Below are 13818 nucleotides of genomic sequence, written 5' to 3' on the forward strand. Positions count from 1 at the left end.
CCGGTTACGGCCCCTGTTAAAACCCAATTGAATTTCCCCCATCAACCGGCAGCGATGCGCCTGTAATGTATTTGGCTCCTTCAGAAGCCAGGAAAACAGCGGCCCAGCCAATATCTTCCGGTTTGCCGAATGCCCCTATAGGAGTTCGGCGCATAGCCCGCGCAAATCGGTCGGGATCGCCACTCATGGCGGTTTTGCTCATGGCAGTTTCAATAAATCCGGGTGCGATGGCATTAACCCGAACACCATTGCCCGAAAACTCCGATGCCAGTACTTTCACCATCCCCTCAACAGCCGACTTAGAAGCAGCGTAGGCCACCACCCGATCGATCCCGTAATAAGCCGCCATCGACGAAATCATGATGATAGAGCCTTGCTTACGCGCCATCATCCGCTGCGCACAGGCACGGGTCAAACTGAAAACAGAGTTCAGATTCGTATGAACAATACGGTCGAAATCGTCGTCGGTAACTTCCAGAGCCGGTTTTTTCATATTGACTCCCGCATTATTGACCAGAATATCGATTGGCCCATAGGTAGTCTCGATGGTTTCGACCAGGCCATTCAACGATTGACGTTCTGTTACGTCGTTAACTACGTAGTACGCCTGTTCACCCGAACCACTATCGGCCAATATTCTGACAGCTTCCTGGAGCGGTTGTTCCCGGCGACCCGTGATGACGACGCGAGCCCCAGATTGCACCATGCAGCGGGCAATGTCGAAACCGATACCACTTCCACCGCCCGTGATGAGCGCCAGTTTCCCCTGTAGTGAAAAAATGGTTGGATAAGCTGGTAGTTGCGGCTGCACTTGTTCCATTGTTAATAGGTTTTGTGTTTATAGTTCATGGTTTATGGTTTATGGTTTATGGTTTATGGTTTATAGTTGGTAAGTTGAACTACAAACCATAAACTGTAAACCTTAACCTACCTGATCGGCGTATCGCGTGACTCGGCGTACGCTTTCGTAAAATCAATTTTCTTTACTTGCGTCACAACGTAGCGTAAGCCCTGAAAAACATGCTGAACAAACGTTGGATCAGCGTAGTCTTTCTTATCGTGTCCCAGAGTCGTACACCACGTATAGCCGCCATCGAACTGATAGTACCAGGCAGCCGGATATAGCTCCGTATAGGAGCCACGATTGGTTTTTATTTTTTCTTTTTCTTCCTCATTCTGCGGAGCCAACGACGTCAGATCATGCACCATCACCACGGTTGGGCCGGGCGACATATCTTTCGAGAAATAACATTCGTCCTGCTTCTCCCAAACGGGCGGAAGCCCCTGCATGGATGCGTGTTTGGTGTCGATAATAGTCAGTCGGAGTTTCTGAAAATGCGGATGCCAGGCAAACGTACCACCAAGCATTCGCTTAAACCAGGTCCAGTTCCGTTCGGTACCCATTACGGAATGAATACCCACGAAACCACCGCCAGCCTCAACGTACCGCCGAAAAGCCAGTCGTTGCGCGTCGGTATCGAATACGTCGTTGTTTGTACTGGTAAACACCAATGCCTGATACTGCTTCAGGTTTTCTTCCGTAAAAACAGTTGGCTGGTCCGATACGTCAACTGTAAAGCCATGCTGCTGGCCTAATTTCTGGAAGCACTCAACAGCATACGGAATGTTATCGTGGACGTAGCCTTTCCCGTTTTTGGTGTAGACTAGTACCCTGACTTTTTTCCAGTTTACGTTATCATCCGTCGCCTGACTGGTGCCAGCTACGAACAGTAGAAGAAAGAGGAGAGGGATTCGATTCATGATTTAAAAACAGCCGGAAGCCGTTTAAGACGTTAAACTTTCAGATGAAGCATTTGCGCCTGTTTCTGGGCCCTTAACGCCAGCTCGGTAGCCAGGAAGCAATGCTCCTGCGACATAGCGGTTTCCGTGCGATTCAGTACGTCGTTGACAAGCTGTTCGCCGTAAGGAAGCGGTTCTTTACTGCAATCGATGTAACGGGTTTCCTTACTGTCGGTCAGGAAAAGGTGGTTGCCGCCCTCACGTCCGCCGGGATCGATATTTTTACGTATTTCGATAAAGCCTTCGGTACCAAGAATAGTCAAACGACCATCGCCCCAGGATTTCAGCCCGTCGGGCGTAAACCAGTCGACCCGGATATAGCCGACCCCTTTATCGCCACGTAGCATGACATCGCCAAAATCTTCGAAATTTGGATACTGCGGATGGTTCGTATTGCCCACCTGCGCAGCCACTACGTCGGCTTTGGTAGAGCCCGTAAAAAACAGAAACTGATCGAACTGGTGCGAAGCAATATCGCAGATGATACCCCCGAATCGTTTCCGGTCGAAAAACCAGTCGGGCCGCGATTTGGGCGTCATGCGGTGTGGACCTAATCCAATGGTCTGAATCACTTTTCCGATAGCACCCGCCTTGACCAGTTCGCCCGCTTTTACGGTTGCTTTATTTTCCAGTCGTTCGCTGTACATGATGGAATAGATCCGCTTCGTTTCTTTCTGAACACGACGCACGTCGGCCAACTGTTCAAGCGTTGTAATTCCGGGCTTATCGGACATATAATCCTTACCGGCTTTCATTACGCGGATGCCTAGTGGTGCGCGCTCATCCGGAATAATCGAACTCAGCACAAGCTGAATGGATTTATCGCCCAGAATTTCCTGTTCGCTTTTGGCCTGCTTTGCCTGCGGATAGCGTTTGGCAAAAGCCGCCAACAGGTCAGGCTCTTTGGCGTAATAAGAGACCAGTTCGCCCCCACCCCGAATGGTAGCCTCAACCTGACCGTAAATGTGGCCGTGGTTCATACCAATAACGGCAAACTTAATCCGGGACGCTTTAGGCATCACCAGCGTCTTCGAATCTTCCTCAATGACCAGTCGTTTTGGCACACTCAGCGCTTCGGGAAACATAACTAATCCAGCGGCCGTAGCAACCGACTCTTTCAGAAATTTACGTCGATTATCCTGTGTATTGTTCATAAGGTTAGTAGCCAGGACGGGGTGGTCCAGACATGGGTTTAGTTTTGGGTCAGGCTTGGGCGTAAGGGCTGGTACGCCAGCCCGGCCAGGTTACTTCTTTTTCGCCAGTTCCAGTGCCTGGGTTGTTGTGTAATATTTGGCAATCATGTTCGGCACTTCCCAGGCAGGCAGTTTACCCTCTTTCAGGAACTGCAGGTATTTCTGCATCACCCGGCCGAAGTGCGCTTCATGGCCTTCTTTGTATTTTTCAGGAATAACGACTTCATAGCCTTTGGCAATTTTCTTCACCTCTACTCCCGGAAACTCTTTCTGAATAGCAGGCAAAACCGACTTCAACGACGCGTCGAGCGACGTATTGCCCGCAACAGGTTCGACGTAAAGTGTGGGTTTGTAGTTCTGTTCTGCCCCCTGACGAATAATCAGATTGGCTTTTGTGCCGCGCATAATCGAGTAATGCGTATCGCCCGCGCCTTCTGGTGCCTTGTAAGCCCAGGTAACGGATACTTTCGCATTGACACCCCGGATTTTGTAGTTAATCTCTCCATTGCTATATACCCGGAGAATACTATCCTTCACTACGTCTTTTTTGAGATAGTCCGGAAAGGTAGCCTGCTTGGTAATTGCCTTGAACTGGCTCAGGCTCATATCAGTCGTCCACCGGCGGGCTGAGTTGAGGCTAATATCTTTCTGGTAATCGATGGTTTGTTCGGGGAAACACTCCCACTGCACCAGATCGACCAGGTGCGTTGTTACGTCGACGATCCCTTCGCCCTGCTGCGCTACGTCCATAAACCAAGCCGGACGTGTCAGAATACTGCCCGATACGTTCTTGTAGAAATGGTGAACGCTTTCTTTGGTAACAGCCGGGTTTTCGGGAGTTCCTTTTTCCAACGTACCGAACACGTCGGCTTGCTGCGAAAAGGCCCGCTGCAGCATGGTCGAGATCTCATACCGTTCCGTCATAATATCGTAGAGCAGTACGTTGTTTTTCTCAGCAGCAGCGAAAGCCTCCTTCAACTCGTTGAACTTCTCCGAGGAGATAACCATTGGTTTATCGGCCAATACGTTAAATCCGGCCTCAACCGTCTTGTAGACGTAGTCCGTTTTCAGGCGATTGTTACCAGCCATCACCACTACGTTTCCAGCCTTTTCGCTAATCATTTTATCAAAAAAGTCAGCGCCTTTGTAGACCTCTTCTTTCCAATGCGTCGGATCGCCAGCCCGTGTGTTGTAGCCGTCAATTTTATCCAGATGCAGTTGAAGGTCGGACGGTCCGTCGCTACGGCCATCGGGGGCATACACATGCACAACCGAATCTACTCCCTCGTACATCGACTTTTGCACCAGAGCGGCATGAAAATGACCAGGGTCCAGCGTAATTAAACGAATCATACCATCTTCCGAATCTTGTCCGGCTTTTTTCTCCGACGACTGACAGCCCAAAATCAGGGCTGCCGACAACAGGCTGGCAACAACTGGAAATAACTTCATTCTACAGTAATAATTTTAGAGTTGTGTTGAGTGATTATGCTGTAAGCGTCAGCATCCTGCTGACGCTTACAGCATAATCACTCGGTTTATATAGTTTATAGTCTTTGGTTTTTATGGTTAGGAGCTTTTTTGGAAAGCTCCTTTACCCGCTAACTAGAAACAAAAAACTATAAACCCAAAACTCTACTTACCCCTGGCCGATGCCATCGTTTTGATGGCGTACTCAGACCGCTGTGGACGTGACAGCAGTTTATTAGCTTCCGGATCGTTTTTGAACTGCTCCTTTTTAGGGTCCCAGTAGAGCTTACGGTTCAATTTCATGGCGGCATGATGCAGCAGGCAGGCCGAACACGACCGATGCCCTATTTCGGCGGGAGCGATGGGTTGCTTCCGGCTAACGATGCTTTCGAGCCAGTTGCCGTGATGTTCCTTGCTAACCGTCAGGTGTACTTCTTTCGGCCCGATAACCGACGTCATGATTTTAGGATCGCTGGCATCCAGTTTTTTGGCGGCATTTTGCTTGGCGATAGGGTCGCTGGCCGTTACAGACGCATCGCCCCGCGACACGAAAATCCATCCGTCGGTACCTTCAAATCGGATACCGTTCGGAATTTCGTTGCTCACAATCATGTGAACACCATTCTCATACAAGGCTTCGGTTCTGAAAATACCATGAACATCCCACAGGCCAGATTTTGGGAAGTCGGCGTGCCCCCAGATTTCGATGGGCCCCGTATGTTCGGTATTCATGGCCCAATGCGCACAATCGATATGGTGCGAACCCCAGCCGGTGATCATCCCAGCCCCAAACTGTTCGCAACGTAACCAGCCCGGACGGTCGTAACCGACCTGTGGATGAACCCGCTTTTCGGTATAATATACGTCAGGCGTCGTACCCAGCCACATATCGTAGTTCAGGTTTTTGGGAACCGGCATCTTTGGCTCATCCTCGCCGGCCGGGTCGCCGGGCAGCCCCACATAAACTGTTTTCAATTGACCGATACGTCCGTTACGTACCAGCTCGGCCGCATATCGAAACTGCTCCGACGAGCGCTGCTGACTACCAACCTGCACAATCTGCTTAGACTGGTTGACGGCATCGGCCATCATCCGTCCTTCCGAAATGGTCAGTGAGGCTGGTTTCTGCATATACACGTCCTTTTTAGCCCGCACCGCATCGACCACAATCGGCGCATGCCAATGATCGGGTGTACTCACGATCACCGCATCTACATCTTTATTGGTAAGGAGTTCCCGGTAGTCCGTATATACCCGTACACCATCGTAATTCTTACCATTTTTTTTCGAATAATAGTCGTTGACAAGCTTTTTGGCGTCTTCGGCCCGATTACTATCCAGATCGCAAACGGCCATAATAAGTGCATTGTCGTATTGCCAGACACCTGGTATGTCATGTCCGCGCGAGATACGTCCCGTGCCGATAGCCGCTACGTTGATTCGATTGCTCGGCGCGTTCTTACCAAAGACCGAGGCTGGCACAATCGTCGGGAAGCCGCCAATAATCGTTGTCGACAGGACGCCTTTCGCCGTTGTTTTCAGAAAACTCCGTCTTGATTCATCCCGTGTTTTATCGCTCTTCATGGTCGTTAAGGATTTAGGACTAGTTAGTTAATAAAAAAGTGGCAATACATTCTATACTTCACCTCACCCCTGCCCCCTCTCCTTGAAATAAGGAGAGGGGATAGCCTACAGTCATTCAATCTCGATTATGGGAGACAACTCCCCTCTCCTTATTTCAAGGGGGTGAAGTCAACCTTTACCTCATCAAATACACATCGACGAGTTTTTTCACATCGTCCAACGTCCGGTCTGGCTTTTTATAGGAAGCAGGAATGGGCTGACGGGCGTACTCCTGCAGATAGAGCACCCACGCGTCGCGCCACCAGATAGCTTCTTTATGCTGTGTTTGCAATCGGGCCGCTACGTTGGTGTACGTTTCGGGATCGATCTCGTTTTTCACCTGATTCCATTGCTTCTGCATCCAGATAACCGAGTCGGCCCCTGTATAGAAGTGCGTACAGAGTTCGTCCCAGAGCGACCGGCCTGTCGACAGTTTTTTCGTCCAGGCAACGTGGTGAAACCAGAGCAGATAAGGCAATGGGCAGGTTTCAGGATTATTCCACTGCTGCTGAACAGCAGGCGCATACTGGCTTAAGGCATCGCTACCCTTCGCGGTCCGGTCAAACCCAATGCCAACCGAATCGGCCCGGTGGTAATAGACTGCTGTCCAGTCAGGGCGAGGGCTTCTGTTCTGCCAGGGTTCCGGCGCAAAATGTACACCTGTCCAGGGCCGCGAAAGGCCCATCGGCGTATTATAGTTCACATAAATATCCCGCGATTTAAGCATCATATCCGTGATGGGCTTCACCGCTTTAGGCTCGGTGGTCAGCGTCATGGTTACCCATTCGTTCGCTATGGCTTCGGACGACAGCGTATGATCCCAGGCTAACCGACCGAACGCATACCAGTTCGCCTGTGCCATAGGGTGTCCCGTCCAGTTACGATCCGAACCGGTGTTAGCCACACCCGCCATCGCTGTCAGTTCATAGCCAAAGGCGCTGCCATCCACCACTTTTGCTACGGTTGTACCTTTGCCTTTCGCATACGTATCAGACTCCAGGCATTCTTTGAAGAGCGGAGCCTCATAGACCATGTGCGTAGCAAAACCCAGGTACTCCTGCGTGATCTGGAACTCCACGGCCAGGGGTGTTTTTGGCATTTTCCCGAATAAAGGAGAAAAAGGCTCACGCGGTTGAAAATCAATCGGTCCGTTTTTGACCTGCACGATCACTTTCTTATCGAATTTGCCATCGAGATCGCCAAACTCTTCGAGTGCCGCCTTGAACCGATCGGCTTTTGGGTCAGCTTTATAGACAAAGGCCCGCCAGAGCACAATGCCATCGTACGGTTTCAGTGCCTCAGCCAGCATGTTAGCCCCATCGGCGTGATTCCGACCATAATCCTGCGGACCCGGCTCCCCCTCCGAATTGGCTTTGACCAGAAACCCACCAAAATCGGGAATGAGCGAATAAATTTCTTTGGTTTTGTCGGCCCACCATTTCCGAACCTCAGGATCGAGCGGATCGGCCGTTTTTAAGCCGCCAATGGTTTTGGGAGCCGGGAAATAAATGGACAGATACACCCGAATACCGTACTGCCGAAACACACCCGCCAAAGCCGCTACTTTATGGAGATATTCGGTAGTCAGAAAACGAGAACTGGCATTGACGTTATTAACTACCGTAGCGTTGATTCCCAGCGATGCGTTGGCGCGTGCGTAGTCGCGATAACGCGGATCGAGCCGTTCCGGCAGTTCGTACCATTTCCAGAGCGACTCACCGGCGTACCCCCGCTCAATGGTTGCATTCGGATTGTCCCAATGGTTAAGCATCCGGTAACGTACTTTCGGGCTACTGGTCAGCGCCAGGTTCGCCATGGGCTGTAAGGTTTGCAACTGACGTAGCAGAGCAAAGGCTCCATACAACACCGCCGATTCTGTTTTTCCGCTGATGACGATGTTGTTCGATTGACTTTTAATCTGGTAGCCTTCGGCGTTCAGCGTCGGGAGGCCGGTATTCGTTACGGCAAGAATAATCCCACCCGTCCGATTGCCTGCGTTCGCCAGGACCGGCACCGATTTTCCCAGTAATCCCTGAAGCCCATTCTTCAACTCGTCCGACGCGGCTTTCAGCACAGGACTGTTTCCACTAACCGCAATAAATTGAGCAGAACGGGCATAGGCTTCCCGCTTACCGGCATCCTTGATTAAGTCGTATTTCAGCCACAAACGGTACCCATCGTCAGCGTAACTGCATATAGTGGTGAATACCAAAAAACAGAAGGAGATAAGCTTTTTACAATTCATGCGTTGTTGGATGATTTTTTTTAGATACGCCATCTCTTAAAGACATGGCGTATCGGCATGGCGTTTCTACAAAAGACTAATGTGTTTCTTCCAGCGATCGAGTAATCCCCAACTCAAGCCCTCTTATTTCGGCCAGTCCCCGTAGGCGACCAATGGCCGAATAGCCAGGATACGTACCCTTATCGACCCGTAAATCGTCGAGCATCTGATGACCGTGATCGGGTCGCATCGGAATCGACGTAGCGCCCGTTCCCTGTTGCCTACGTCGCTGTTGTTCGAGCACAATAGCCTTTACCACGGCATACATATCCACATCGCCTTCCAGATGATCAGCCTCATGGAAGTTACGCGGGTTCTCCTCCCGCTTCGTGGTACGGAGGTGAATAAAATGAATGCGATTGCCGAACCGGCGAATCATAGCGGGCAAATCATTATCCGGACGAATACCCAACGAGCCCGTGCAGAACGTAATGCCATTCGCCACTACGTCGCTGGCGGCCATTAGCTGCGCCAGATCGGCTTCCGTACTGACCACACGCGGCAGACCCAGCAACGGCCGTGGCGGATCGTCGGGGTGAATACAAAGATTTACGCCCAGTTCATTCGCGACAGGAGCTACCTCCCGAATGAAAAAGTACAGATTGTCGCGTAAAGCCTGATCGCTGATCGTCGCATACTCATTCAGTAATCCCTGAAACGTATCGAGCGAAAACGCTTCGTTGGAGCCAGGCAATCCCAGCAATACTACGTTGACCAACGTAGCAACTTCGTCTGCCGTCATCCGGGCAAACCGCTGGCGAGCAGCCTGCGCTACGTCGGGTTCGTAGTCAGATTCGGCATCGGGCCGTTTTAGAATGCAGAGATCGAACAAAGCAAAATCTTCCCAGACAAACCGCAAGGCCAACGATCCGTCGGGCATTTCATACGACAGATTCGTCCTCGACCAGTCGAGCACCGGCATGAAATTGTAACACACCGTATTGATACCGCAGGCCGCCAGATTCCGAAGCGACTGCTTGTAGTTGTCGATATAGAGGGCCCGGTCTGGACGGCCTTTCTTGATATCTTCGTGAACAGGCAGACTTTCGACCACCGCCCAATGAAGGGGCGAATACCGATCATTGGCGGCTTCGATCAGTCGTTTCCGCTCCTCAATCGCTTCGACCGACCAGACCGCTCCGACCGGAATCTGATGCAAAGCCGTAACGATGCCCGTACAGCCTGCCTGCCGAATATCCATCAACGACACCGGATCGTTCGGCCCGAACCAGCGCATAGTTTGTAGCATTCCCATGGTATCAAATTGAGCCAGTAGGACTCAACTTATCAATTGTATACGTATTGACTATTCGGGGGTTATGTCCGCGTTATTCTTGACGAGTTATCCACACCCCAAACGAGTTATCCACAATTTAGATCGTTATTCGAGCAGTTATCCACAGCGATGCTGATGATCAGGCGAACGGTTATACGAAGAACGGTACGTCTTTAGGCGCGTATTTTTTCATACCTTCTTCGTTAATTTCTACTCCGATACCCGGCTTTTCGGAGAGCGGAATAAATCCTTTTTCGACCATGGGCCCGTCGAACGTAACGATCTCCTTAAACATCGGCTCTTCGTGGAAATAAAGCTGCCATTCCAGAATCAGGAAGTTCGGCACCGATGCGCAAACGTGGCTCGATGCCATAGCCCCCAGGTAAGAAGCTACCATATGGGGCGCAAACGGAACGTAGTAGAGATTGGCCAGATTGGCAATACGTTGCGCTTCCCCTAACCCACCGGCTTTCTGCAAATCCGGCATGATAATATCGACGGCCCCGATTTCGAGCAATCGACGGAAGCCATGCGCCAGGTAGTGATTCTCACCCGCACAGATGGGCGTGTTCGACGCTTCGCGAATCTGGCGGTAGGCTTCCGGGTTTTCGGCAGGAATGGGTTCTTCCAGAAAGAGCAGATTCAATGGCTCCATCATTTTGGCCACCCGCCGACCCGTTGTTACGTCGTAGCGCCCGTGCATATCCACACAAATGTCAATCTTGGGCCCAACGGCCTGCCGAACCCCTGCAATCTGGTTATACATCCGCTCCAGCTCGCCTGGGCTGGCGGTCCAGTTATAAGCATCGTATTTATTGGGATCGTTACGTTCGTCGATGTCATATTTCACGGCCGTAAAGCCCATATCGACCGCTTTTTTGGCACTTTTACCGAACGCATCAGGGCTGGTATCGTGATCCCGATAGGCACCCGTATCGCAATACACCCGGATTTTGTCCCGGAACTTTCCGCCCAGTAATTGATAAACCGGCATACCCAGCGCTTTGCCGACCAGATCCCAGAGGGCCGTTTCCACAGCCGACAACACCGAAATATAGATACCGGCCTGAGCACCCTCGAAGAAGCCCGCTTTGCGTACATCTTCAAAAATGCGGTTCACGTTCAGCGGGCTACGACCTTTGATCCGCGTTCCGATCAGTTTCACCAGATGATACGTACCGACCGATGCATCAACAGCTTCTCCGCACCCCCAGATGCCCTGGTTGGTATGCACTTTTACAAACAGGCTGTGGCCATTGCGGGTGTAGCCACATTTGATATCCGTGATTTTCAGGTCAGAAGGTGCCGACGACTGGGGAGCCCGATCAACGGCGGTTTCCAGACCTTCGCCATAACTGGACAAAGCACTGGCACTAAAGACACTGGCTAAAGCACTTTTGGTAAGGAACGAACGACGGGAAGTTTTCATGGTTAATGAGTTTAGGGAGGGAGAATTACCAGGTGCGGGTTTTGAGATAATCCTGGATTTGTTCTTTAGGGACAGGTAGTTCGTTTACGTGTGCGTTCAGCCACTGAGAGAAATCCTTTTCGATCTCGTCGGACCAGCGCGAGTCGATCTGGCCGGGCGTATATTTCTGCTCACGCAGTCGCTGGTGGCCGAACATATCACGCAGTCGAATGATCTCCGATGTTTTGACCACTTTCTCGGCCAGGTGTGGCGGGATGAAGCATACGGCGCCATCGCGTCCCAGCACAATGTCGCCCGGCATAACCATCACTTTACCAATGCGCGTTGGGCGGTTAATGCCCACCAGAGTCGTATTTAAATTTCCCTCCGGGTTGTGGTGCGAGGGATGATAGCTACGGAAGTACGACGTGAAACCACCGATTTCTTTCAGGCCCGCAATGTCCCGAACGGCACCTTCGTAGACGATTCCGTTGCCCGTTTTCGCATAGATGGAGTTGCCCAGATTATCGCCAATGGTTGGACCATCTTCGTGCATACCAAACTGGTCCACGACGTATACATCTCCTTTCACCAGCAGATCGATTGGCCACGCATTCTGCGATTTAACACGCCCATCTTTCGTATGTCCTTTTTCGTCCGTAACCCGATGAACATCCGGCCTGCCGGGCATGAACGTAGCGGTTACTGCCCGGCCAATCAATACGCTATCGGGATTAATGGTCTGCCAGTCGCCTGCAAACTGATAGCGGTATTTTTCTCCTTTCAATACAGCCCATGCTTCTTCGTGCGTAACCAGCTTCATGCGCTTCAGAATAGCGTCGGATACTTTCGGACGACCATCCGGGAAACGCTCTCCCTTCCAGTCGGGGGTTAGAAAGATCAGTTCTTCGCGGGAGATCTGCTGTGCCACGGACTTGGTTTGCAATCCTATAAGCGATACCACAGCCGCGATAAAGACTATCGGTTTCATAAATCAGGAATAAGAAGTAAGGGTTTAGCTCATTTGCTCAGCATAAGGATTTTACTGAACGCTTCTACCCTATGCAACCGATTGAAATTTTTATCCCAAACCGAACCGTTCTTCTGATTATACAGCAAAAAACAGTCCTCCCGCCAATGGCAGGAGGATGTTTGACCTACTTATCTATGATGAACAAAAAGACTTTTCTGGGCTAGAATTATGCCTAAAACTCTGTCAGTTGTCAGTCAAATGAAGACCTTACACGCATTGGACCATTATCTATTAGCCCAACTCCTTCCAGGATTATACCCTGAGGAATGGCTTCAATTGTCAAATTGACGCATAAATATCTTATTTTTTTTACTATTGCAATCGATTGCATGAATTTTACATATTACTTCATATACAGTACCTTGTAGCTCAGGATACCTGACATCCTGTTTTCATGGAAAAAGAAATTACGATTTACGACATTGCTAAGTTGCTGAACCTTTCTCCTGCCACGGTCAGCAGGGCATTAAATGATCATCCGGCAATCAATAGCAACACGAAAAGCGTAATTGCTGCCAAAGCCAAAGAAATGGGGTATCGGTCCAATACGTTTGCCAGCAATTTAAGACGGCAACGTACCGATACAATTGGCGTCATTGTGCCCCGGCTAAATAGCCACTTTATGTCGACCGTGCTGGCAGGCATGGAAAAAGTGGTCAATAAATCGTCCTACAATCTCATCATCAGTCAATCGCTTGAATCGGTAAAAAAAGAAATTGCCAATGCTAAAACGATGTTCAATAGTCGTGTGGATGGCTTATTGGTATCGGTAGCTTACGATACAGACAATACCGATCATTTTGACGCCTTTGTAAAGAGAGGGATTCCACTCCTCTTCTTCGACCGGGTACTGGAACATAAGCAAGGTACCAGCATCATCATTGACAATACGAAAGCAGGTTATGAGGCTGTTTCCCATCTCATTGAGCAGGGCTGCCGCCGAATTCTATACATTACGGGTAATTTGAAACGTAATGTGTACGCCGATCGGCTCAAAGGCTATCGGCTGGCACTTCTTGAGCATGGTCTTCCTTATCTGGACGAACTGGTGATGGTGACTGATCTCAGCCAGGAAGCCGGTATTGAGGCTGCCCGGCTGATTCAACGCATGGATAAGAAGCCCGATGGACTTTTTATTGCGAATGATTTATGCGCTGTCAGTTGTATGAGCGCGCTCAGAAAGAATGGTTTCTCGATTCCCGACGATATTGCGGTTGTTGGTTTTAATAATGATCCGGTTTCGGTTGTCATTGAACCGAACCTGACTACCATTGACTATCCGGGCGAAAAAATGGGCGAAATTGCCGCCCAGAGCCTCATCAATCATTTAAACGGCTCTCTGGATATTCAAAATACCAACACGATTATCTTACACTCGGAATTACTGATTCGCCAATCGTCGGTCAAAAAAGGGGCGAATTAGGCGGTGCCAGGTACTAGAGTTGGGTGAGGCCAAATTGGCTTCTATTTTTTCCCCGTGTGACAGAGTGTAGAGCTCAACAGAACGTATTTAAAATTTCTATTTTCAACATAGAGCTGACCTCAAGCCGACCTGTTTGGGTAGATTTGATCTCTCTTTCTGGGTTTCCTGCGATATAATAATCTCCTAGGTTGATTTTATCTTCACATTCCGCTTTTATTTATATTTTCAATGCACAGCAGGATTGATTTTGGAAATGAAAAAATTACAAGTATTCGTATCATCCACTTATAGTGATTTATTAGAAGAAC

At 50.0% G+C, this 13818-nt stretch carries 10 protein-coding genes; 1 reads left to right on the forward strand and 9 read right to left on the reverse strand.

Translation table 11 applies throughout. The annotated features are described in order from the left end of the window. Positions 1-16: 16 nt before the first annotated feature. The 9 genes from GK108_RS19750 to GK108_RS19790 all read right to left on the reverse strand — a co-directional run bounded on the left by GK108_RS19750 (position 17) and on the right by GK108_RS19790 (position 12045). Positions 17-820 (reverse strand): SDR family NAD(P)-dependent oxidoreductase, encoded by an 804-nt coding sequence (locus GK108_RS19750; protein WP_163952261.1) that lies wholly within the window; start codon positions 818-820, stop codon positions 17-19. A gap of 107 nt (positions 821-927) precedes the next feature. Beyond that, positions 928-1761, reverse strand: coding sequence for a ThuA domain-containing protein (locus GK108_RS19755; RefSeq protein WP_163952263.1), 834 nt, complete (start codon positions 1759-1761; stop codon positions 928-930). Positions 1762-1793: 32 nt separating this feature from the next. Continuing rightward, complete coding sequence (locus GK108_RS19760) at positions 1794-2954, reverse strand: Gfo/Idh/MocA family protein (protein ID WP_163952265.1); 1161 nt, start codon at positions 2952-2954, stop codon at positions 1794-1796. 90 nt (positions 2955-3044) lie between these two features. Beyond that, positions 3045-4445: a putative oxidoreductase C-terminal domain-containing protein gene (locus GK108_RS19765; RefSeq protein ID WP_163952268.1), complete on the reverse strand. Its 1401-nt coding sequence runs from the start codon at positions 4443-4445 to the stop codon at positions 3045-3047. Positions 4446-4628: 183 nt separating this feature from the next. Further along, positions 4629-6047: a Gfo/Idh/MocA family protein gene (locus tag GK108_RS19770; RefSeq protein WP_163952270.1), complete on the reverse strand. Its 1419-nt coding sequence runs from the start codon at positions 6045-6047 to the stop codon at positions 4629-4631. A 175-nt stretch (positions 6048-6222) separates the two neighbouring features. Further along, positions 6223-8331 carry an alpha-glucuronidase family glycosyl hydrolase gene (locus GK108_RS19775; RefSeq protein ID WP_163952272.1) on the reverse strand — a complete coding sequence of 703 codons (2109 nt, stop codon included), beginning with the start codon at positions 8329-8331 and terminating at the stop codon, positions 6223-6225. A 76-nt stretch (positions 8332-8407) separates the two neighbouring features. Beyond that, complete coding sequence (uxuA, locus tag GK108_RS19780; protein WP_163952273.1) at positions 8408-9625, reverse strand: mannonate dehydratase; 1218 nt, start codon at positions 9623-9625, stop codon at positions 8408-8410. A 172-nt stretch (positions 9626-9797) separates the two neighbouring features. Next, complete coding sequence (locus GK108_RS19785; protein WP_163952276.1) at positions 9798-11075, reverse strand: mandelate racemase/muconate lactonizing enzyme family protein; 1278 nt, start codon at positions 11073-11075, stop codon at positions 9798-9800. Between the two features lie 25 nt (positions 11076-11100). Next, on the reverse strand, positions 11101-12045 hold the full coding sequence (locus GK108_RS19790; protein ID WP_163952278.1) for an RraA family protein: 945 nt from the start codon (positions 12043-12045) through the stop codon (positions 11101-11103). Between the two features lie 436 nt (positions 12046-12481). Here GK108_RS19790 and GK108_RS19795 point away from each other — a divergent pair, with 436 nt between their 5' ends. After that, positions 12482-13510: a LacI family DNA-binding transcriptional regulator gene (locus GK108_RS19795; protein ID WP_163952280.1), complete on the forward strand. Its 1029-nt coding sequence runs from the start codon at positions 12482-12484 to the stop codon at positions 13508-13510. The last annotated feature ends 308 nt before the right edge of the window (positions 13511-13818 follow it).

Origin of the sequence: Spirosoma terrae, assembly GCF_010435915.1 — a bacterium.
Lineage (GTDB): Bacteria > Bacteroidota > Bacteroidia > Cytophagales > Spirosomataceae > Spirosoma > Spirosoma terrae.

Bases quoted from the DNA above. Each gene is read 5' to 3' on its own strand.
- GK108_RS19750 (WP_163952261.1), bottom strand. From the start codon at position 820: ATGGAACAAGTGCAGCCGCAACTACCAGCTTATCCAACCATTTTTTCA.
- GK108_RS19755 (WP_163952263.1), bottom strand. From the start codon at position 1,761: ATGAATCGAATCCCTCTCCTCTTTCTTCTACTGTTCGTAGCTGGCACC.
- GK108_RS19760 (WP_163952265.1), bottom strand. From the start codon at position 2,954: ATGAACAATACACAGGATAATCGACGTAAATTTCTGAAAGAGTCGGTT.
- GK108_RS19765 (WP_163952268.1), bottom strand. From the start codon at position 4,445: ATGAAGTTATTTCCAGTTGTTGCCAGCCTGTTGTCGGCAGCCCTGATT.
- GK108_RS19770 (WP_163952270.1), bottom strand. From the start codon at position 6,047: ATGAAGAGCGATAAAACACGGGATGAATCAAGACGGAGTTTTCTGAAA.
- GK108_RS19775 (WP_163952272.1), bottom strand. From the start codon at position 8,331: ATGAATTGTAAAAAGCTTATCTCCTTCTGTTTTTTGGTATTCACCACT.
- uxuA (WP_163952273.1), bottom strand. From the start codon at position 9,625: ATGGGAATGCTACAAACTATGCGCTGGTTCGGGCCGAACGATCCGGTG.
- GK108_RS19785 (WP_163952276.1), bottom strand. From the start codon at position 11,075: ATGAAAACTTCCCGTCGTTCGTTCCTTACCAAAAGTGCTTTAGCCAGT.
- GK108_RS19790 (WP_163952278.1), bottom strand. From the start codon at position 12,045: ATGAAACCGATAGTCTTTATCGCGGCTGTGGTATCGCTTATAGGATTG.
- GK108_RS19795 (WP_163952280.1), top strand. From the start codon at position 12,482: ATGGAAAAAGAAATTACGATTTACGACATTGCTAAGTTGCTGAACCTT.